Raw genomic sequence first — 21344 nt, 5'->3', positions numbered from 1 at the left:
TTCAGTAACGCTCCCGATCACGCCGCCGCGACCGCACCGCCACCACCAGCACGCCGCCGCTGAGCAGCGTCAGCACCGCGAACGCGGCCGGGAACAGCACCTCGGCACCGGTCATCGGCAGGTGGTGCGGCTTCGGCTGGGGAGCGGGCTCCGGCGTCGGCCCGGGCGTCGGCTTCGGCGCCGGGTCCGGCGTCGGCGCGGGCGCCACGAAGGTGTTGGTCACCGTGATCGTCGCGTCCTGGTCGGCACGGATCACCGCGTCCCCGCCGTCCGAGTACGCGATCGACGTCGACGCGGCTCCGTGCGCCTCGGTCTCCGCCGCCGTGCAGTGCGCGCCGACCGGCACGTCGGTCAGCACGAGCGTCTCGCCGTCGGCGACGGTCACGGTGCGCGGATACCCGGCGACCGGCTCGCCGTCGAGCGTGCAGCTCACCCGCACCCCGAACCCGGCGCCGCTCGGGGCGCCGCTGCCGGTGACGTGCTTGACGACCAGCAGGCGCGGCGCGGCGAACGTGTTGGTGACCGTGACGGTGGCCTGGGTGGCGGTGACCCCGTCCCCGGCGGCGATGGTGATCGGCTCGGGCAGCGAGCTCTGTCCGCCGCCGGCGTCGGCCTCGGTGATCGTGCAGACCGCCCCGGCCGGGATGTGGGCCCGGGTCAGGGTCTGTCCGTCGGCCAGGCTCGCACTGCCGACGGCGACCAGGTGGTCCTGGCCGTCGGCGTCGGTCACCCGGCACGAGTACCGGACCGTGAACGGCCCGACCTTCGACCCCGGGGGCAGCGGCCCGGCCACGGCCTTGGTGATCGCCAGGTCCCCGAACGGCATCGCCACGCCGACCTTCACCGGCTCCACCGCCGGCAGCTGGGTGGCGCTCTCGCCGCTGCTGAAGAAGTCGGTGTGGCCGAAGGAGTTCCAGGCCACCGGGTTGTCGTCGATCCCGGCCAGGTCGGCCGGCGCGGCCATCGGGACGTGCAGCCGCGTGCTGCCGCCGGGAGGCAGCGCCGGGGAGAAGTCGATGTACTCCCGCAGCGACTCCGCGTTCGCGTCGAAGGCCGGGTCCCAGCTGCCGGCCGGGCAGGCCGACGGCTGCGGCGACAGGTCCAGGGTGCAGCCCGGCGAGCTCGGGGCGTAGGCGGAGGTCAGCGTGCCCGGCGCGCCGGAGCTCAGGCTCGGCGCGGCGGCCAGCAGCGGCCGCGGCGTCCATTGGGTGCCGCGGTCCCCGGGCACGATGACGCCCTTGTCCCCGACCTTCGGCAGGTCCTCGACCAGGCGGGTCTGGGTGACGTCGGTGGTGCCGACGTTGGTGAAGTCGAGCAGGAAGTCGAACCGCTGACCGGCCAGCACCCGCGCGATGCACGGGTAGCGGGTGTAGCTGCGGCCGGCGTCGGTCAGCAGCGGGCAGTTGGGGTCGCCGGCCGGGTAGTGGGCGCCGGTCCGGGTGTTCACGAAGCCGAGCGAGTCGTCGCCGTGCACCCACTTCAGGGCGTCGAGGCCGTTGCCGGCCTGGGGGTTCACCTGGGCGTCGGCGGTGCAGCCCAGATCCGGGTCGACGTCGCCGGCCGCGCAGGTCAGCTTGGACCGGCTGCCGGTGTCGCTGGTGCTCGCCCCGAACGTGTTCGGCACCGGCGTGCCGGCCGTGGTCCCGGGAGCCAGGGTGGCCTGGAACGACAGGGTGACCACCGAGCCCGGCAGGAACAGGAAGTCCGCGGGGAACTGCCAGGTCAGCTCCGTGACCTCGTGGCTGGTGGGATCGGCCGTCGGAGTGAACGCCGGGGTCGGGACGGCCGGCGTCCCGGACGGCACGGTGGCGGTCATCGTGTACGGCTGGCCGCCGTCGCCGGCGAACGTCGGGTCGAACACCAGCCCGGCCGGCAGCGGCTCGGTGACCAGCAGCGCCGGCACCGCGCCGGTCCCGGTGTTGGTGACCTTCAGGCTGTAGAGGATCGGGGTGCCGGGCGAGACCAGCGTGGGGGCGGCGGACTTCTCCGCCCCGAGCTGGATGCTGCCCGGCGTGACGACCAGCTGGGCCGGCGCCGAGCCGAACGGCGTCAGGCTCCCGCCGGTGAGCACGTCGCTGCCGGAGGCGGCGGCGATGTCCGGCACGGTGTCCGGGATCGGCTGCGAGGGGTTCGAGCGCAGATCCACGCGCGGCGCGACGGTGAAGCAGACGGTGCCGTTCGGGCACGGGCCGCCGGTCGGGTAGTTGCTCCCCGGAATCAGGAGGTACTGCCCGGACGTTGCCGTGGAGTTGGTGAACGTGAACCGCAGTCCGGTCACCGACCCCGGGGCGACGCCGGCCGGAAGGGCGGGCGTCGCGCCGGGAGTCCCGAGCGAGTAGGTCCCGGCGGCGCAGTTCGCAAAGCTCGTACAGGCGTCCACCTGGACCCGGTCCGCGCCCGGCGGGAAGCTGACGCCGTCCAGGCTCACCAGGTCGACGCTGTCGAAGAAGGCGGTCGGGTCGGCCTGCGCCGGGTCGGGGTCGACGACGACGATCCGGTCCATCGGCACGTTGCCGACGTTCGCGGCGCGGATCTTCACCTGCGCGGTGTGCGGCGGCACTCCCGGGATGGACCGCGGCAGCGTGCCCGGGACGATGTCCTTGGCGATCTGGCCGGCGTCCGCGGCCGGCCGCACGGTCTGGGTGCCGGAGCAGATCTTGCCGCTGGAGCCGCTGCCGTCCACCGAGGTGCCGGACGCCTGCATGCAGTTGGTGATCGTGGTCCCCGGCGGGACGCCGTCCCGGGGCGTGACCGTGACCTTCAGCGTCACCGTGTTGGTCGGCTGGACCGCGCCGGACACCAGCCGAGCCCGCACGCCGGTGGCGTCGGTCAACAACGCGCTGTTCGAGCCGTCGTACGGCTGCCACGTCCCGCCGGAGAACACTTCGAGGACGAAGTCGTTGGCCAGGCCGGCCGGCTGGGTCGTGATCTGCGCCGACACCAGGCGGACATAGGTGAAGGGGTTGTCGGTCCCGGTCTGCGACGGGTCCGGGTCGGTCAGCGTGAACTGGGTCTGCGGCAGGTTGCCGTTGTTCGTGGCCTGCGAAGTGAACGTGAACGGCTGCCCCGGCACCAGCTGGCCGCCGGTCTCCGCCGAGGACGTGGTCTTCGAGCCGTTGACGGTGGTGCGCGGGTCCTCGACGTTCAGATCGGCGCAGGCGCTGCCGGAGGCGGTGCCGCCGGCCCCGCCGCCGACCGAGGCGTCGGCGCAGTTGGTGAACGTCGCGCCGCCCGGGACCGAGTCGTTGAGCACGCCGTGGATGCCGAAGGCGGCGGTCGCGCCGGGCGGCATCGACCCGGTGAAGGTGACCGTCGCCTCCCGCGGCGGCTGCCCGGCCGGGCACTCGGTGGAGCCGATGTCGACCGTGGTCGGCGGCGGCGTGAGGGTGAACGGGTGGACCGAGCCGTCGGCGCAGGTGAACTGCCCGGTGGCCGAATTCGCGCCCTCCGGGAAGACCAGCCGGGCGCTGGTCACGTCGATCCCGGTCAGCGCCGACGGCGCCGAGGCCGAGGGCTCGGTGACGGTCATCGTGGTCACCGGGCCCTGCGAGGTGTTCTGCGCCTTGCCCAGCGCGGTCACGCCGGACTGCTGCCCGGCGACCGCGTAGCCGTTCGGGCTGTAGGTGCCGGCGTTGTCGGGGAAGAACTGCTTCGAGCCGCCGATGCTCGGGATCGCCGACAGGATCGAGTACGGCGCGCAGACGTCGGCGCCGGTGGTGGACCGGCCGCGGGAGTCCTTGGCCGACGGCGTGGCGCAGTTGTCCTGGGTCAGGGTGGTGGCCGGGTTCAGCGGCGCGCCGGTGGAGCGGACGGTGTCGCGCAGCTCGACCTGGATCTGGACGCTGCCGGGCGAGCCGCCGTTGACCAGCGGCGTCCCGGCGGAGTTCGAGAAGACGAAGTCGACGCCGGTCACGGTGGCCGGGTCGACGCCGGGCGGCAGCACCAGGTCCGGACCGGGCTGCGGCGGGCCGACGATCAGCTGCTGCTGGGTGCACGGCGTCGGCTGCGTGCACACCACGACCGCCACCTGGTCCGCGCCGGCCGGGAACTGCGTCACCGGCCCGACGCCGGTCACGTTCCAGTCGTCCCAGGTGGCGGCGGTGTGGTCGCCGACGGTCAGCGACGAGACCTTCGCCGTGCCGCTGGACTGGTTCTGCACGCCGAGCGTGATCGTCGCCCCGGCGCCGGACAGCGCCACCACCGAGTCCGGCGTCAGCGACTTGGTGGCCACCGGCGTCACCACCGACGGCACCGTCACGTCGAACGTCGTCGAGCCGTCGGCGGGGTCCGCGTTGTCGGCGGTCACGGTCGCGGTGTTGGTGATCGTCTCGCCGTCGGTGGCGTCGGCGTCGACGGTGCCGCGGATCGTCAGGTCCCGGACCGCGCCGGCCGGCAGGCCGACCGAGCCCGGCGGGTTCGGCGGCGCGGGCAGCGGGCTGGTGTAGGTGACCGTCAGGGTCCTGGTGGCGTCGTCGTAGTCGACGTTGTACAGCGGCGGCTGCGACGGCGGGACCTCGATCGTGATGCCCGGCGGGATCACGTCCACGGTCTTGGCGTTGATACAGCCCTCGGTCAGCCCCGAGCAGGACGCGGTGATCTGATAGTCGAACTGCTGGCCCGGCTGGAGCGGAGCGGTCACCGGCGTCTTGGTGCCGGGCTCGAACACCTCTTTGGACAACGCCAGCGACGCCGTCTTGTCCGCGGCGCGAGAGGCGGCGGGCACCAGAAAAACGCAGGCGGCGCCGAACGCCGCCACGCTCGCGATCCACCTGACGCGGCGGGCAGCACGCATGGCAATCATCCTCGCTGTGACACTGTGACGAATGCCTGAATTGTTACGTCGCGTGATGGCCGATCGAGTCATGTGCCGCCGCGACACACGTTCGGCGGCTCGGATGGGCTAATGGCGGCCCGGCCGCCGGCGTTCTTATTACAGGCCCGCCCGCAACGCGTCGACCGGCTCCCGCCGCGCCGCACGCACCGCCGGGTACACGCCGGCCGCCAAGCCGACCACCGCGCCCGCGACCGGCGCGGCCAGCGCCAGCCGAACGTCCAGCACCGGCGTCCAGTCGTGCGCCGCCGAGACCGCGACCACGCCGATCACCCCCAGGGCGGCGCCGATGACGCCGCCGACGAGGCCGACACCGGTGGACTCCAACAAGAACTGGTACGCGATGTGGCGGCGGGCCGCGCCGAGGGCCCGGCGCAGGCCGATCTCCCCGGTGCGTTCGACGACCGTCACCAGCGTGACGTTGGCGATGCCGACCGCACCGACCACGAGCGAGACCAGGCCCAGCACCAGGAACAGCGCGTTGGTGTCGCCGGCGACGCTCTTGCGGGCCCGCTCCAGGCTCGGCGGTGCCACCACCGTCAGCCCGGCCGAGCGACCCGGCGCCAGCGCGACCGGGGCCTGGGCCGCGACCTGCCCGGCGGCGCCCAGCGCGGTGGTGATCAGCACCCTGCCGGGCGCGCCGAAACCGAGGCGGTCGTGCGCGGTGGTCGACGGCAGGATCACCGTGGCGGCCAGGAACTGCTCGCGGGCGATGTCGCCGAGCACGCCGATCACCGTGAACGGCTGGCCGCCGACGAACACCGCCGGCGCCTCGGCCAGATCGGTGACGCCCAGCAGCTTCGCGGCCTGGTCGCCGAGGACCGCGACCCGGTCGTGCCGCGCCACCATGCCGGCGTCGAAGAACCGCCCGGCGGTCACGGTGCCGCGGACCGCCGCCGGCAGGCCGGCGGTCGCCGCCACCACCGGGATCGAGGCGCCGGCCAGCGTCGGGTCGTCCACCGCGCTGGCCCTGACCGGCAGATCGACGCCGACCGGCGCCTCGGCGAGCGCCGCGACCCCGGTGACCCCGGCCAGCCGCGCGACCTGGTCGGGACCGTCCCAGTCCAGCAGCGGCGGGTCCGCGGATCCGGGCTGCGGCGGAGGCGCGGTGACGGAGACGGTGGTCGCGGACAGCGCGTCGAACCGGGTGGTGATCTGGTTGGCGGCGGTGGCCGCGACGCCCAGGGTGATGACGAGCGTGGTGATGCCGAGGACGGTGCCGAGGGTGGTCAGCGCGGCCCGCAGGGGACGGGTGAGGATGCCGAGCAGCGCTTCGGAGACGAGGTCACGGGGGTCGTAGCGTTTGACGCGAGGGCGGCTGGCCTTGGACCGATCGCTCGCCTGCACCTTCACATTCGCCTTCACCTTCACCTTTACCGCGCTCATCCGCCGACCTCCGCGAGTTCCTCGGTCAGGACGCCATCGGCGATGCGGACGCGGCGTGCGGCGCGGCGGCTGACGACGTCGTCGTGGGTGATGACGAGCAGCGTGACGCCTTGTTCGCGCAGGTCGTCGAAGAGGTCGAGCAGCGCCTCGGTGTTCGCCGAGTCCAGATTCCCAGTGGGCTCGTCGCACAGCAGCAACGCTGGCTGTCCCATCAACGCGCGCGCCACCGCAACCCGCTGCCGCTCCCCGCCGGACAGCCGGCTGGGCAGGAAGTCCGCACGGTGCCCCAACCCGACTTGCTCCAACGCGGCCAACGCACGACGACTCCGCCCCCGCCGACCGCCACCGCCGCCATGCACCTCGGCGAGCTCGACATTCTCGCGAGCACTGCGATGAGCCAGCAGATGGAAGGACTGGAACACAAAGCCGATGCGCTGCCCACGCAAGGCGGTCCGCTCCCCATCGCTGAGATCGACAGTCTCGACACCATCGAGCGAATAAGAACCCGAAGTCGGCCGGTCCAAAAGCCCCAACACCGCCAACAACGTCGACTTGCCCGACCCGGACGGCCCGACGACAGCAAGATGGTCACCGCGCCGAACGGTGAGCTCGACATCGCGAAGCGCCCGCACGGGAGGTGTCGCCGGGTACTCGCGGCACAGTTGGCGCAGCTCGATGACCGGTTCGGGATTGGGGTGGTCGGGGCTGCGGGCAGTGTGGTTCGAGTTGCGATCGGCGTCCTTCGAGCCGCGATCAGCCTGATCCAGGCTGTGATCGGCGTGGTCCGGGCTGTGATCAGCGTGGTCCGGGCTGTGATCAGCGTGGTCGGGGCTGCGATCGGCGTGGTCCAGGCCGTAACCGGCTTGGTCCGGGCTGCGATCAGCCTGATCCAGGCCGCTACCGGTTTGGCCCTGGCTGCTGCCGGCGTCATTCGGGGTGCGATCGGCGTGATTCGGGCTGGTGCTGGCACTGTGCGGGCTGCGATCCGTGTTGTTCGAGTTGCGATCGGAGCCGGCGCCGAGCCTGAGCATTCGAACCAGATCTTCACTCATCCCTGGACCACCACTCGGTCGCCTTCGACAAGCACCGTCCCGGCCTGCGGCTTCACTTCCACGTAGCCGCTCGCGGCGAGGCCGAGCGTTACCGGCACCGGTTCCTCGGAGCCGTCGGATCGCAGAACCCGGACCTTCGCCTGGCCGTCGGCCGAGGTGAACACAGCGGCCACCGGCACAGCCAGCACCGGGCCGTCACTCGCACCGATCGTCACCGTCATCTGGACTGCGCTGTCCGCGAGTCCGGCCAGCTGCGCGGGGTTCGCCGCGGTCACTCGGACCGCGACCGGCGCGCTCGGGTCGGTCGGCGCGGCGGCCGATCCGCTCGGGTCGGCGCCGGGAGCGCCTGTGGCCGACGGCGCTCCCCCCGGACCTCCTCCCGTCGCCGGACCCCCTCCCGTCGCCGGGTCCGCGAGCGCCGCGTCCGCTCCCATCACGCTGATCGCCCCCTGCGCGGGCGCGCCTGTCGGCACGTTGATGCTCACCGCCATGCCCCGCCGCAGCAGTGCCGCGTCCACTCCCGGGACCGTGGCCTGCACGTACAGATCGCTGCTCGTCACGGTCGCGATCGAGCCGGTCGGGACGTCGCCGGGCTTGACGTTTACCTTGTCCAACCGTGCGGGCAGCGAGGGCAGGAACACCACCTCGCCGGCCGGCACCGTCGTGCCGTAGCCCCGGAGGTAGTCGTCGAGCTGCGTCTGGGCCCGCGTCAGGCTGTCCTTCGCGCCCTTGAGCTGCAACGCCAGCAGGTCCTTGTTGCTGGTCCCGGAGTGTGCTCCCGTCGCGCCGCTCGTGGGACTCGCGGAGGTCGAAGACGAAGACGAAGACGCGGTCGCGTTGTCGTACGCCTGCTGGGCGGCCAGCTTCGCCTCCTTGGCCCCCTGCACCGCGGATTGCAGCGTCGACAGCTGCTGCGCCTGCGCCAGCGTGGGCTCCTGCGCGACGTATCCCTTGTGCCGGTACCAGGCGCGGACGGCGTCGGCGGTGGCGGTGCTGAACGTCCCGTCCACCGGCCCGGGGTTCAGGCCGAGCCGCTTCAGCGCCGCCTGCAACTGTTTGACGTCGTCCCCGGTCGTGCCCAGCCCCAGCGTCCGATACATCGGCACGGTGCCGGTGAAGACCAGCACCGGACGCCCGCTGACCTCCATGAGCGCGTCGCCTTCGGCCACCGCCGCGCCGACCGCCGGCGCCTTGGTGACGCGCTGCGCCACCGTCCCGGTCGCGTCCCCGACGCCGACGTCCCCGCCGAGCTGGATCGGCTGCGGCGAGGCGTAGTGGACGGTGCCGTTCGCGATCACCGTGGAGGACAGCAGACGCTTCGTCACCGCGGCCGTCACCGGCGTGGCCGGTGGCGGACGGTGCGCCGCGGCGGCGTCGGCCGGGGACTTCAGGCTCGCGCCCGCGACCCAGCCGCCGGCCCCGGCCACGATCACGCCGCCGAGCACGGCCGCGAGCACGCGCCGCCGCCGTGATGCGGAGCTCGACGGCCGGCGACTGTCGTCATCAGGACTCGCATTCACATCATCAGGGCTCGCAGTCTCCCCGCGGCTCACCCGACGCCCTCCGCATCCGGGGCCTGCTTCAACTTCGGCAGATACGCGGCGCGGAACGCCCGGCCGCAGTCCAGATCGGCCAGCGAGTCCCGGATCTCGGTGGTCAGCAGTGGTGTCGCGGTGGCGACGTCCAGGTGCCCACCGGCCGCCTGCGCGCGCTGGGCCGCCTGGCTGACGTACTGGAACCGCACCGCGTTCCGGATCTCTGTGACCTGGGTGGAGGACACGGTGATCCCCTTGCCTCGCAAGCAGTTCGCGTAGGTCTGCGCCAACGCCACCAACGCCGGGTCGCCGTTGAGGTTCTGCCGGTCCTGGGCGGCGCGCGCGGCGGCGGCCTTGCCCTCCGACGAGGCCTGCGCCTCGTCGGGCTGGTTCGGATAGACCTTCGCGAACGCTTGGCCGGTGCAGCTGTCGGGGGTGAACTTGCTGCCGGTCTGCTTGGCCACGGCGATGTCACCGACCAGCGTCTTGTCCCAAAGCCTCTGCTGCGCGGCGTCCAGAGCGTCACGGACCGCGCTGTTCGGACTCACCTGCATCTCATAGTGGCCCGGCACGTTCGGGTCGTTCGGATAGACCCACTGCGCGTAGGCGCCGAAGCCGTATTTGGCCAGTACCGCTTTGGACGCGTCGTAGTCGGCGTCGTCGTCGATCGGCGAATTGGAGGACGAGGGCTTCGGGAACCAGGCCGTGTAGGCGAACCCCTTGCCGCGCATACAGATCGCGATCGTGTTCTCCAGGTCGTAGGACTTCTTTGTATCCGCGTCGATCCCGGAGGGGACGGCGATGGTGCCGTCGCTCGCGGCCGCGTTCGTGGTCGTCGCGCCGCTGGTGGGTGCGCTACCGCTGGCGGACTTGCCGCTTGACGCAGCGGTCGGAGCGCCGTTCTTGCCGGAGCCGCCAGAACCGTCGGAGCCACCGGACCCGCCGGAACCCCCCGCGGCGCAACCGGACCCGAGCAGAGCGACTGTGGCCGCGGCAGCGACGACCCCAGCAGTTTTCGAGCGCATGACAGTGCCTTTCGACAGGTGACGTAGTACAAGCAAAGAGGTCGCGGCCGATGCCGCTGATCAATGGGCCGCGTCACGGCTCCGTGGATCCGCGGCAATCGCGGACAGCGCTGTGAGGCTGATCGGTGGTGTCGTGGCTTGGACGTTCAGGGCGTCGCGATAGCCGGCGACCACGATGACCCGGGTGCCGTCGGGCCAGGTGTGCGCCGCGCCCCAGCCCTTGATACCGATGCCGGTACCGGCGCCGGAGCTTGAGTCGTCCGGCCCGCCGACGACGAACGTCCAAGACCGGCCATCAGCGCCCGGAGCACAGCCGGAGACGCCTCCGGCCCAGGCCAGCGTGCCCGGACAGCCCGAGCCGTCGCGCGCCGCATGGACCTGGACCTCGGCCAGACCGGCCGACCACACCAGCTCCACGCGAACCGCCGCCGGGTCGCGCGCCGGTTCGGCGATCGCGGTCCGGCCCGGGGCCACAGCAGCCACCGCCGCGACGACGCTCGGCGCGGGCAGCCGCTCGAACCCGGCGGGAAGAGTCTGGATCACCGGCGAGGCGCCCGTTCCCCCGAACGTCGTCAGCGCCCCGAACGCGACCAGCACGACGCCCGCCACGCCCGCGGTCATCGCCGCCGCCCCCGAAGCCCGCCGACGGCGCCGCAATCGCGCCCCGCGTTCCATGGCCGGCGCGATCAACCCGGGCAACGGCGGTTCCTCGCCGGCGTCGAGATCGGACAGGACCAATGACAACCAGGCGTCGTCGGCAGGGGTTGGCGGAGCGCCCGAGCCCGAGCCCGAGCGGCCGTGGCCCCGGCGCGGAGAGAGGCGACTCATCGCTGGCCCCCTCTCTCCTGGAGACCGGTGAGACCGCTGCGCAGACCAAGCAGACCCATGGCCGGCGCGGCCATGCGGGAAGTTCTGGACGGTCCGCGCCCTGTGGTGCCGCCGGGTTTCCTGCGGGTCCCGGACTCTCCCGGTGCGCCAGGCGCTCCGGGATCTCCAGGCTCCCTGGACTCCCCGGACTCCCTGGACTCCCTGGACTCCCCGGACTCCCCAGATTCCCCGGACTCCCCGGACTCCCCGGGCGCTTCCTGAATCAGTCCTTCGGTGTCGCCGAGCCGGGCCCGCAGCAGCCCCAACCCCCGCGAGGTCTGGCTTTTCACGGTCCCGGTACTGCACCCCAGCGCGTCGGCTGTGGCCTCCACGCTCAGGTCCTCCCAGTACCGCAGCAACAGCACCGCACGGCACTTCGGCGGCAGCGTCATCATCGCTTCCCGGACCACCAGGCGCTGCGCGATCGGTTCTTCGTGGCCGACGACTTCCGGCAACGCATCGGTCGGCAGCTCGTGGTAGCGCCGCCGCCGAGTCTCGCTGAGGAAGGTGCGGTAGAGGATGCGGCGCGCGTACGCGTCCACCTCGCGCCCACGCCGCACACGAGTCCAGGAGGCATAGAGCTTCACGAGAGTGGTCTGGGCGAGATCCTCGGCCAGGTGCCAGTCGCCGCACAGCAAGTAGCCGACACGCCGCAGATGGGTCTGCCGCGCGACGGCGTACTCGCGGAACTCCGCCTCGTCCTGCTGCTCCACACCGCTCCCTCGGTTTGTCCTGACGGGTATACGCGATGGGAGCGGCGGTCGGTTGGAATGTTCGCGCAGCAGTTTTCTGCGAACGCGAGACGCCGCCGCATCGTCTCCGATGCGGCGGCGTCCGTGTCGCTGTCGCTGTCCCTGTCGCTACCCCTATCCCTGTCGCTGTCTCCTACGGCAGCGGCGGCGCCAGCCGGTTCACGAAGTAGCTCCGGTGTCCCGCGATGCCGACCAGGTCGCCGAGCCGGAACGCCGCAGCGTCCGGCACGACGTCGGTTCCGCCGAAGGCCAGGATCTCGTTCACGGACGCGGACTCGGTCTGCGCGTAGTCCGCCTCGACCCCCGGGATCGCCGCGTGGTCCGCCAGCAGCAGCGGCGCGCCATGCGCCCCGAGCAGCGCTCCGCCGGCCAACGCGTCCGGCCAGTTGTAGCCGACGGCCAGACCGGTAATATGCGGCGCGGTCGGGCCCGTGAAGAACGTCCGCGCGACGGCGGCGGCGGTCGCGAACCGGTCCGGGCCGGCGACGACGTGGACCTTGTCCGTGGGGAACATCGTCCGCAGCGCCGCGACGCCCTGGTCCCCGATCCCGTACAACTCGGTGGTGGCCGTGACGTGCGTCCGCAGATACGCGGCCGTGGCCTCGGGCAGCGACCGGTCGTCGGACAGCAGCACGACCGTGTCCTTGCCGACGCGCACCCCGGTGCCCGTCGCCGCGCCCGCCGCCAGCGCGTCGGGGAAGTTGTTCCCGGTCGCGACCAGAATCCGCGTCGGGTTGGGGCTGATCGCGGAAGCGATCGCCGCCGCGGTGCCGTACCGGTCCGGGCCTTCGAGCCGCCGCGTGGTGAATCCGAGGGCTGCGACCTGGTCGGCGACGTGCTGCGACATCACGTCGGTGCCGCCGAGCAGCGTCACCTGCGCCCCGGGCTTCAGCACCCGCCGCAGCTCGCCCGCGACCCGCTGGTCGAGCGCCCCGGTGGCGGTGAGCAGCAGCGGCGCGTGGAGCTTCGCGGCCAGCGCGCTGCCGGCCAGCGCGTCGGCGAAGCTGTCGCTGCGCGTCAGCACCGCGCCGCCGGCCTGGCTGCCGCCGAGGCCGGCGTTGTCGTAGCCGAGCCGCGAGGTCGCGATGGCGGTGTCGATCCGGTCCGGTCCTCCGACGCGGTCGATGCCGACACTCGTCACCGGCTGCCACGACGGCGAGAACTCCGGCGTTCCGGCGCCGGCATTGGTGGTGACGTCGGAGATGGTGTCCGAGTTGACGTCGACGACGTGCAGATGCAGCCCGGCGGCGCCCGATGGAGTGGCCTGATAAGCGATCTTGAACCCGTCCGGCGACCAGGACGGATGCGATCCGAACCCGGTTCCCTGCACGAACGTCTCCGAGCCGCCGGTGGCGGGCCTGTAGTAGATGCCGGTTCCGGCGAACGGCACCGGCCCGGCGTAGGCGAGCAGTGTCCCCAACGGCGAGTACGAGGGATCGCGGCCGTCCCGCGCGAACAGCACCGCCAGGCCCGAGATCGCCGACCGCACATAGATGCCGGCGTCCGGGCCGTTGGTCCGGGCGAAGGCCACGTCGCCGTTCGGCGCGACGTCCGGCGTCGTGTCGCTGAAGCCCGTCGCGCCGCCAAAGAGCGACCGGTCGTCGCCGCCGTCGGCGAACACGGAGAAGATCTGCGTTTGTCCGGCGCCGACAGTACGCGCGAAATAGATCCGGCTGCTGTCCGGCGCCCAGGCCGGGGCCGAGTCGCTCATCGACGCTGTCGGCGAGGAGACCCGTACCAGGTGGCTGCCGTCGACGTTCGCGGTCCAGATCGCACTGGAGCCGCCGGACTCGGCGAACGCGATCCGGGTGCCGTCGGGCGACATCGCGGGCGTGGCCAGGTTCGGAGTGGCCGCCATTCCCTGGGCGGCCAGGTTCAGCACCTTGTAGCCGCTGCCGTCGGCATGCGCGACCGCGATGCGGTACTGGTTGCCGATGTGCGTCAGAAAGGCGACGACACCGTTGTCGCCCTGCGCCGTCGCGTGCGCGGGCCCGGCGGCCAGGGCACCGGCGGCGAGGGTGAGCGCGGTGCTGAGCACCGCGGCGGCCAGCCTGTGCGAGCGGGCAGCCATGAACTGATGATGCTTGCGAGACACTCGAGTCCCCCAGGTGGATCGCGAAGTCAAAGAAGTCGGCGGGCAGACCGCACCGCACTCCGAATCTCGCAGCCGACGGCCGGGGACGTCACGCGTAGTCGACTACCTGTCTTCGGCCTCCGCCGACCCCAGCACAGCGGCGAGCCCCGCGCGGTCCGCCACGCCGAGCTTCGTGCACGCGCGATATACGTGTCCTTCGACAGTGCGTACCGAGACCACCAGGCGCTCGGCGATCTGGCGGTTGGCCAGCCCGGCGGCCACGAGCATGGCCACTTCGCGTTCCCGCTCCGTCAACGGCGACGGCCGCAGCGCCTCGCGCAGCGCGGGAGTGTCGGGGGTTTCGCAGAGCTCGACCAAGTGCCGAATCCGAGTCAGCGCGGTCTGTTCGCCGCGCAGGTCGCCGCGTCCGCGATAGATCGACACGGCCTGTGCGCTCGCGTCGGCGGCGATCAGCACCGCGCCCAACTGTTCGAAGTCGAGGCTCACCGCTTCGAGACCGCCGACGTCGCCGGCCGCGAAGGCGGCGGCATGGCGAGCAGCGAGCGGCGCCCTGGGGCCGTCGATCTGTTGCGCCAACGCAGCCAGCCGCTCCGCCGGTGCCCGGTCGCCGAAGCGCACCGCCGTGTGCAGCGCCACGGCTTCCACGGCCCACTGGTGCAGGTCGGCGGCCAGCGACGCGGCGTCGCGGGCGAGCGCCCGGGCCCGGCTCGGGGTCCCGTTGGCGGCCGCCAACCACGCCCGGCACAGGAGCACGATCGGGGCTTGCAGCCCTTGCGTCGTCGGGCGATAGAGGCGTTCGGCGTCGGCGAACGCTGCGGCGGCACCATCGGCGTCGCCGGCCGCAGCGGCGGCCTGGGACAGAACGAACGCGGCCATGACCGCCCAGGCGCCGGGGTCCTCCTCGGCGAAGCCGGCGGCGGCATCCCGGCCGAGGCGCAGCGCGGTGCGGACGCGGCCTCGTTCCAGGGCAAGGCGGCTGCGGAACAGCGTCGTGGCGTAGTGGCCGTGCATCAGCATCGTTCCGGACAGCTGCGCCGAGGCGTCCGTGTAGCCCGCGTAGAAGTCGGCGACGTCATCGGCGGCGCCCAGGAGCCCGGCCCAGGCCAGGGCATTGATATGACCCATCCCGAGGCCGTGGCGCATCACGCCGAACTGGGGAGCCAGGTCGACTCCGGCGTGGCCCCGTTCCACGTGCTCGGCCACCTCGTCGACGCGGCCCTGCACGCCCAGCGCGTCGGTGGCGGCGATCTCGGCGATCACGGTGGCGACCGGCGGCCAGTCGGCGGGAGCGGCCGGCAGCCGATCGAGCATGGCCCAGCCCTCCTCCAGGTGGCCGCGCTGCACGGCGAACACCGCGGCGAAGGCGTCGAGCACGGCGCGGTCGGCGGCGGAGGACAGCTGCTCCCGGGCCTCGCGCAGGACCAGATCGGCCTCCTGCGGCCGGACCGCGACCCAGTTCAGGTTGGCGGCGCGGGTGAACGCCATGGTCATGATCTGCTCGTCAGTGCGGGCCCGGGCGGCGTCGGCGGCCAGCGCCGCCTCGGACTCCTCGCCGCGGTCCAGCCAGCTCAGTGCCATCCCGAGCAGGATGCTCGCCTCGACCGGGCCGCCGGAGTCCAGGGCCCGGCGGGCGCAGCGCACCGCGAAGTCGAGCTCGTACAGGCCGATGGCCCGAGCGGTCGCCTCGGTGAAGCGGAACGGGTCCGGCGGCACGTCGCTGTCCAGCGCGAACTTGGCCCACCGCAGGGTGTCGCCGGACCGCCGGCCGCCGGTCCCGGCCAGCGCTGCGGCCAGACGTCCGAACAGCCGGCGCTCGGCGAGCTTGGGGGTGCGGGCGCGGACCGCCTCGCCGTAGAGCGGATGGCCGAGGCGGACCTCCACCCGGCGGCCGTCGACATGCACCGCGAGCAGACCGAGGCGTTCCGCCTGATCGACGGCGGCGGGATCGGTGAAGGCGGAGAGCAGTTCCGGGCCGATCGGCTCGCCGTAGGCGACGGCCTCGACCGCCGCGTAGACCGCCGGGTCCAGGCTGTCCAGGCGGCTGGAGACGGCGTCGACCAGCCCGGGGGTGCAGTGCAGGCTGCCGCGCCATCGCCAGATGCCGCCGACCGGCGCCATCGTCCCGGACGTCAGCGCGGCGCCGACCAGTGTGTGGACCAGGAGCGGATTGCCTTGTGTCAGCTGCCAGAGCCGGTTCTGGGTGTGGCTCTGCACCGGCCCGTCGACGATCGCCTCCACCAGCTCGGCGGTCTCGGCCTCGGCCAGCGGCCGGACGTCCAGGCGCGGCACGAGGCCGTCCTTCCACAACGCCGCCACGGCGTCCGGGCACTTCTCGCCGGCACGGACCGTCACGAGCAGCGGCGCCCGCTCGGTGAGCGCCAGATGCAGCAGCAGGCTGGCCGACAGCGGGTCGAGCAGGTGGGCGTCGTCCACGACGATGGCGGTGCCGCGCTCGTCCCCCGGCACCAGCAGCTCGGCCGCCTTGATCAGGATACTGAAATCAGGGGCCATACCCATCGCCCCGGGCAGCAGCGGCGCGAAGGCGCCGAGCGGCAGCGCCTGGGAGCTGGTGGTCGCGCCCACCCGCCGCACGATCAGCCCGTCGTCCACGGCCCGGCGGGCCGCCACCACCGCCAGCCGCGTCTTCCCCACGCCGGCGCCTCCGACCAGGACGGCCCCGGGGCCGTCGCGGCGCAGGTGTTCGGCGAGGAACGCGAGTTCGGGGGCGCGGCCGGTGAAGGACTGCTCCGGCGCCATGATGCGATGGTAGCCGTGGTGGGCGGGCCTGCGGGGCTGGTCAGGGGAACTCGTCGGCGGCGGTTGGCCGGCTGTCGGCCGGGGCCGGCTGTCCGTTGTCCGGGATCGGCTGTGCGTCGCCCGGGGTCGGCTGTGCGTCGCCCGGGGCCGGCCGGCCGTCACCCGCGCCGATTCCCGGCACCCACAGTTCGATGCAGGGCACCGGCGTCGCCCTCAGCCATCCGCCGGCCGACACCAGCCGGGCCCCGGCCTCCGCGACGTCCGTGCCGGACGGCGTCGCCTCACCGGTGGCGAGCACGGTCACGTGGACACCGCCCTGTTCGGGGACGGCGCGGACCATGATCACGGCCGCCGGGTCGGGCCCGAAGGAGCTGATGGTCTGGAACAGCGCTTCGATCATGGCCTCGCGCTGCGGCGTCGCGAGCATGACAGGACTCTGGCCGGAGACCTGGAACGTTTCTTCCAACCCGTCGTCCGACGCCAGCAGCCGGGCCGCGTTCACCTCCACCGTGATCCCGGCCTGCCGCGCCGCCGTGACCACCGCATCCAGATCGACGCCCAAGTCACCGCCCTGGTCGCCGCGCCCGGTCTCGATGTAGCGCCGCAGCCAGGTCGCGCGGTCGGCAACCTGGGCGCGCAAGCCCACGTCGTCGATGTCGGTGCTTCGGTGGAGCATTTCGAGGGTCTGCAAGACACCGTCGTGCAGCGCGGTCGCCAACCGCCATTTCTGGGCGCTGGCCGCGAGTTCCGCGGTCTCCCTCAGCTCACGTGCCGACGCGGCGGCGAGCAGTTCCTCATTGCGACGCAGCATGCTGCCACCGGCCCAGCCAATCAGCACATTGATCAGGTATCCCAAGCTGACCTGAACCAGCGTCCCGCGCGGGCTGTCCCTAAACGCCACGGTGGCACCCACGTTCGCCGCCGCCCACAACGCCCCGCAACCGAGCGCGCCCCACGCCCGTCGACAGAGCAACCCGACGACGAACGCCATCAACACCGTGTTCGGGTACACGAACAACGCCCAGCCGACGACCCCATGACCAGGATTCAGCGCGGTATCGACGACGATCGCCACCGCCCCGATCGGCAGGTCCAGCCACAACACCCGCGGATCGGGCCGCCGCCGCGCCAGCCACCACAACGCCACCGCCGCGTTCTCCACCACGAGCACCGCCGCGACCAGAGCGCTCCACCACGGATGCTCAATGTGGTCCCAGATCACCGGAATGGTGCCGACCAGCATCAAGACCCCGGCCGCGCGAATCGCCAGCCCGAGCAGGAGCACGAGCCGCGCATGCGGTGGAGGTACGCGGTCCAGCCACCACAAACGCAACAGGCGCGGAGCCCTGATCATCGCTGCTCCTCACCGGGTTCACCAGCAAAGGGCACCCACAACACGACTTGTGTCCCCGCGCCCGGAGCCGACTCGATGTCCACCCGCCCGCCGACGTCCGCCATCCGCTGGCGCAGTGACCGCGTCTGCCCGAAGCCCTCGGCAGTCGCCGCGGCGTCGTAGCCCTGTCCCTGATCCGCGACGGTAATGCTGACTCCCGCATCCATCACCGCCAGCCTCAGTTCCGCGCGGTCCGTCCCGGCATGCTTGCGCACATTGGTCAGTGCCTCACCAGCCGCCGCGACCATCGCTGCCGCCGCCGCTGCCATCACCGTCTCCGTCGCCGCATCGCCCTCCGCCTCGAACCCGACCCGCAGCCCGATCGCCGCCTTGTCATCGGCCAACGCCCGCAGATCCTCGACCAGCCCACCGACCCCCACCACCCCGCCCTCCCACCGCTCCACCGCGACCGCCCGGCGCAGCGCCGCCGCCTCCTCCCGTAACCGCCCCGAGATCGTCGGATCCCCGATCCCCTCACCCGCCACCAACGCGTCCACCGTCGCCATCAGATGCGTGCTCAAATCAGCCTGCTGTCGCAGCCGCTCCCGCTGCCGCGCCAACAGCGAAGCCCGCTCCACCGCGGCCCGCCGGTGCCGGTCCAGCGCCGCCGCCGAGCCCCGCTGCAACCGCACCAACAGCGCGGCCAGCAGCGCGACCCCGACGATGGCCACCGCGTCCGGCAGCGCGTTCCACCGCGGGTACGACGACCCGGAACGCAGCGCGGGCGAGAAGTCCATGAACGCCACCCCGGCGCCCCCGGCCAGGGTGACCCACGGCGGCCAGGCCGGCATACCCACCGTCGGCGCGGCGACGACCGTGAAGCCGTACAGATAGCCCTGTCCCGGCGGCCCCGGCATGACGCCCGGCCACGTCGACAGGCCCACCATCACGACGACACCCACCACGTCGAGAACGGCCCAGGCTGGAGCGATCCGTCCCAGCCGCAGAAACACGCCGGCCACCACGGCGCAGTCGGCGACCAGAACCAGCGTCAGCACCAGTTCGGGCACCGTCCGCGCACCCCGCGGTGGGGACGCCGCGACCGCGGCGAGCAGCACGACAACGGAGCCGATGCGGAAGCCGGCCCAGGCACGAGCCACCGTGACTTCCGTACGCGCCGCAGCCCCCGTCAACACTCGCTCCTCCCTGGGCCGCCTCCAACGTCTCCAGCAGCGACGCCCCCTCGCCTCGCACTGCCGAACGGCGCCAAGCTCAGCGTGCTCGCTGCCGCGCGGCCTGGAAAGTCGAGCGAAAACCAGACGCGGCGGTCACAGCCCTCGAAGTCTCTCGGCCACCTCTTCGGCGTCGGGATGTGCCAGCTCGTCAAGAATCGCCAGCGCCAGCCGCCAGGACCGGCCGGCGGCTTCGGGATCCCCGGCGGCTGCCGAGGTGTCGCCGAGCCGCACCAGGGTCCCCGCCTCGTAGAAGCGATCGCCGATCCGCCGGTATCCCTCGATCGACGCGCGGTACGCGGTGGCCGCCTGCTCATAGTCCCCCAGGCAATGGTGCGCAAAGCCGATGCTGTCCCACGTCCCGGCCTCGCCCGCGACGTCGCCCAGGCCGTGGAACAGCTCCAGCGCACGAGTACAGCACTCCAGCGCCTCGCCGTGGTCGCCGACCATCGCGTGGAACCAGCCGACCGTATTCAGCGAGTTGGCCTGCGCGGCAGGACCGCCCACGGCTTCGAAGTGCCCCAAGGCCTGTTGCGCATGATGCAGAGCCAGGGCTTGATCGCCGCGCTGCTCAGCAAGAAGCGCCAAGTCATGATGCACGTTGGCTTGGCCCAATCGATCGCCATCCTGCTCGTGCAACACCAGTGCGTGCCGCGCCTGAATCAGAGCCGCGTCATAGTCCCGCAATCGCAGATACGCACGCCCCAGACCCCGTCGCGCCGTAGCCTCCGCGGCGACGTCGCTCAACCGTTGCGCAGCAGCCAGCGCTGTCAGGCTCACCTGTTCCATCTCCCGCCAATGGCCACGGCGGTCGAAGAAGGTGCGCAATGTCCACGGAAGCTGCCAGGCATACCGATCGAAGCCGCTTGCCACAGCCATGGCAATGACGCCGAGCAGCACCTGGAACTCCGTCTCGAACCAGGCTTGGGCGTCGTCGCCGGTAGCGATCCCCTCAGGCACGACGCCGGGCGTCAACGGCGCGAGTGGCAACGGGACCCAAGCCGGAACGAAGCACACCGTCGCCGCCTGGGCAGTATGCAGATAGTGCTCAAGCAACCGCTCGATCGCCGTGTTCCGAGTCACCACGTCATCGACCTCTGACACCAGCTCAGCCGCGTAGACACGCAGCAGGTCATGGAATCCGTATCGGTGTGACGCGTGCTCGGCGATCAGGTGCGCCGCGCTGAGCTCGGCCAGAGCCGCGTTGGTCCGGTCGAAGGACTGCCCGAAGAGGCTGACCGCCGCGGCCACCGAACATTCCGGCCCTGGATGCAGCGCCAGCAGCCGGAACAAGGCCGCAGCCGACGGGGAGAGCATGCGGTAGGACCACGAGAAGACCGCGCGCACGTCCGTTGTGAGGTCTCCGGTCGACAGCTCGTCGAGGCGGCTTCGCGCCGCCCGCATGGACTCCGCGTGATCGTTGAGCGTGGGAGCGGCAGCCTTCCCCGCGTATGCCGCCGCGCGCGCCGCGACGATGTTCACCGCCAACGGCAGACCGCCGCACATCTCGATCAGATCCCGCGCCGCACTCCGCTCCGCCGCCAGCCGTCCCGGGCCCAGCCGTTCGGCGAGCAGCTCCTCCGCGTCGGCCGACGTCAGCAGTCCCGGCGCCACGGCGTCCGCGCCCTCGGCCACCAGTCCGGCCAGGTCGCTCCGGCTCGTGACCACCGCCACGCAGCCGTCCCCGGCCGGAAACAGGGGTCTCACATGGTCGGCGTCCCTGGCGTTGTCGAGCACTACCAGCATTCGGCGCGCCGCCGTCAGGCTCCGGAACAGCGCCGCCTGCGCGTTGACGCCGCTCGGCACCTGCCCGGGCGGTACGCCGAGGGTGTCCAAGAACCCTCGCAGTGCCTCGTCCGATCCGACAAGCGCCCCAGCTGGAGCGAAGCCCCGGAGGTTCACGTACAACTGGCCGTCGGGAAAGCGTGACGCGACACGATGCGCCCAGCTGATCGCCAGCGCCGTCTTGCCGATCCCGGCCGGGCCGGTGATCACGGTGAACTGTGCGCGGTGGCCGTCGGCCGCGTCGGCAAGCGCCGTCAGCATCTTCAGCTCCGAGCCGCGCCCGATGAGATAGCGGGGTCTGGCCGGAAGCTGTCTCGGCATCGGCAAGGACGCTCGGGCCGGGCTTCGCGCGACGCGGCCTTGCTGCCCGCTGTGCGTCGCCGCACCTGACGTCGCCGCCGCTGTCGTTCCAGCCGCAGCCGCAGCAGCCGCCTCGCACAACGCGACCAGCGTCCCGCCGGCCCCCAACACCGCCTCGCAGCGCCGGGCCAAATCCATCGTCGCGGGCTTGGCACCGTTCTCGACCTTGCTCAGGTAGCTTTTCGAGAAGTGCAGCACGTTCGCCAACTCGGCCTGGGACATTCCCGCTGTCAACCGCAGCCTGCGCAGCTCCCGCCCGAAGGCACCGCCGTCCCGTACCGCCAAATCACCCCTCCGCCGCCCACCGCCCGACGGGTGTTGACTCTTCATCGGT

At 72.2% G+C, this 21344-nt stretch carries 12 protein-coding genes; all 12 read right to left on the bottom strand.

What is annotated here, in order from left to right:
- Position 1 precedes the first annotated feature (1 nt).
- Positions 2-4792 (bottom strand): DUF5979 domain-containing protein, encoded by a 4791-nt coding sequence (locus ABD481_RS10745; protein ID WP_344665423.1) that lies wholly within the window; start codon positions 4790-4792, stop codon positions 2-4.
- A gap of 138 nt (positions 4793-4930) precedes the next feature.
- Positions 4931-6217, bottom strand: coding sequence for an ABC transporter permease (locus ABD481_RS10740; protein WP_344665422.1), 1287 nt, complete (start codon positions 6215-6217; stop codon positions 4931-4933).
- Entirely contained in the window at positions 6214-6894 is a 681-nt protein-coding gene (locus tag ABD481_RS10735) for an ABC transporter ATP-binding protein (protein WP_344665467.1), read from the bottom strand. Before ABD481_RS10735 ends, ABD481_RS10740 begins: the two co-directional genes overlap by 4 nt.
- Positions 6895-7265: 371 nt before the next feature.
- Complete coding sequence (locus ABD481_RS10730; protein WP_344665421.1) at positions 7266-8726, bottom strand: peptidoglycan-binding protein; 1461 nt, start codon at positions 8724-8726, stop codon at positions 7266-7268.
- Between the two features lie 92 nt (positions 8727-8818).
- Positions 8819-9829, bottom strand: coding sequence for a hypothetical protein (locus tag ABD481_RS10725; protein WP_344665420.1), 1011 nt, complete (start codon positions 9827-9829; stop codon positions 8819-8821).
- A gap of 60 nt (positions 9830-9889) precedes the next feature.
- Positions 9890-10657: a hypothetical protein gene (locus tag ABD481_RS10720; protein WP_344665419.1), complete on the bottom strand. Its 768-nt coding sequence runs from the start codon at positions 10655-10657 to the stop codon at positions 9890-9892.
- The gene (locus ABD481_RS10715) at positions 10654-11409 is read right to left on the bottom strand and encodes a SigE family RNA polymerase sigma factor (RefSeq protein WP_344665418.1); all 756 of its coding nucleotides are present in this window, start codon (positions 11407-11409) and stop codon (positions 10654-10656) included. Before ABD481_RS10715 ends, ABD481_RS10720 begins: the two co-directional genes overlap by 4 nt.
- Before the next feature lie 172 nt (positions 11410-11581).
- A complete protein-coding gene (locus tag ABD481_RS10710; protein WP_344665417.1) occupies positions 11582-13519 on the bottom strand; it encodes a cell wall-binding repeat-containing protein in 1938 nt (645 codons plus the stop codon).
- A 126-nt stretch (positions 13520-13645) separates the two neighbouring features.
- On the bottom strand, positions 13646-16300 hold the full coding sequence (locus ABD481_RS10705; protein ID WP_344665416.1) for a LuxR C-terminal-related transcriptional regulator: 2655 nt from the start codon (positions 16298-16300) through the stop codon (positions 13646-13648).
- Positions 16301-16340: 40 nt separating this feature from the next.
- Positions 16341-17654 carry a sensor histidine kinase gene (locus tag ABD481_RS10700; RefSeq protein WP_344665415.1) on the bottom strand — a complete coding sequence of 438 codons (1314 nt, stop codon included), beginning with the start codon at positions 17652-17654 and terminating at the stop codon, positions 16341-16343.
- Positions 17651-18793: a sensor histidine kinase gene (locus ABD481_RS10695; protein WP_344665414.1), complete on the bottom strand. Its 1143-nt coding sequence runs from the start codon at positions 18791-18793 to the stop codon at positions 17651-17653. The genes ABD481_RS10700 and ABD481_RS10695 overlap by 4 nt, the downstream gene beginning before the upstream one ends.
- A gap of 168 nt (positions 18794-18961) precedes the next feature.
- Positions 18962-21340, bottom strand: a complete 2379-nt coding sequence (locus tag ABD481_RS10690) for a tetratricopeptide repeat protein (RefSeq protein ID WP_344665413.1) — start codon at positions 21338-21340, stop codon at positions 18962-18964.
- Positions 21341-21344 lie beyond the last annotated feature (4 nt).

The organism is Catenulispora yoronensis, assembly GCF_039531695.1.
Taxonomy (GTDB): Bacteria; Actinomycetota; Actinomycetes; order Streptomycetales; family Catenulisporaceae; genus Catenulispora; species Catenulispora yoronensis.
The sequence above is the reverse complement of the archived record's forward strand: the minus strand, read 5'-3'. Positions and strand labels throughout refer to the sequence as shown.

Bases quoted from the DNA above. Each gene is read 5' to 3' on its own strand.
- ABD481_RS10745 (WP_344665423.1), bottom strand. From the start codon at position 4,792: ATGCGTGCTGCCCGCCGCGTCAGGTGGATCGCGAGCGTGGCGGCGTTC.
- ABD481_RS10740 (WP_344665422.1), bottom strand. From the start codon at position 6,217: ATGAGCGCGGTAAAGGTGAAGGTGAAGGCGAATGTGAAGGTGCAGGCG.
- ABD481_RS10725 (WP_344665420.1), bottom strand. From the start codon at position 9,829: ATGCGCTCGAAAACTGCTGGGGTCGTCGCTGCCGCGGCCACAGTCGCT.
- ABD481_RS10720 (WP_344665419.1), bottom strand. From the start codon at position 10,657: ATGAGTCGCCTCTCTCCGCGCCGGGGCCACGGCCGCTCGGGCTCGGGC.
- ABD481_RS10710 (WP_344665417.1), bottom strand. From the start codon at position 13,519: ATGGCTGCCCGCTCGCACAGGCTGGCCGCCGCGGTGCTCAGCACCGCG.
- ABD481_RS10705 (WP_344665416.1), bottom strand. From the start codon at position 16,300: ATGGCGCCGGAGCAGTCCTTCACCGGCCGCGCCCCCGAACTCGCGTTC.
- ABD481_RS10700 (WP_344665415.1), bottom strand. From the start codon at position 17,654: ATGATCAGGGCTCCGCGCCTGTTGCGTTTGTGGTGGCTGGACCGCGTA.
- ABD481_RS10690 (WP_344665413.1), bottom strand. From the start codon at position 21,340: ATGAAGAGTCAACACCCGTCGGGCGGTGGGCGGCGGAGGGGTGATTTG.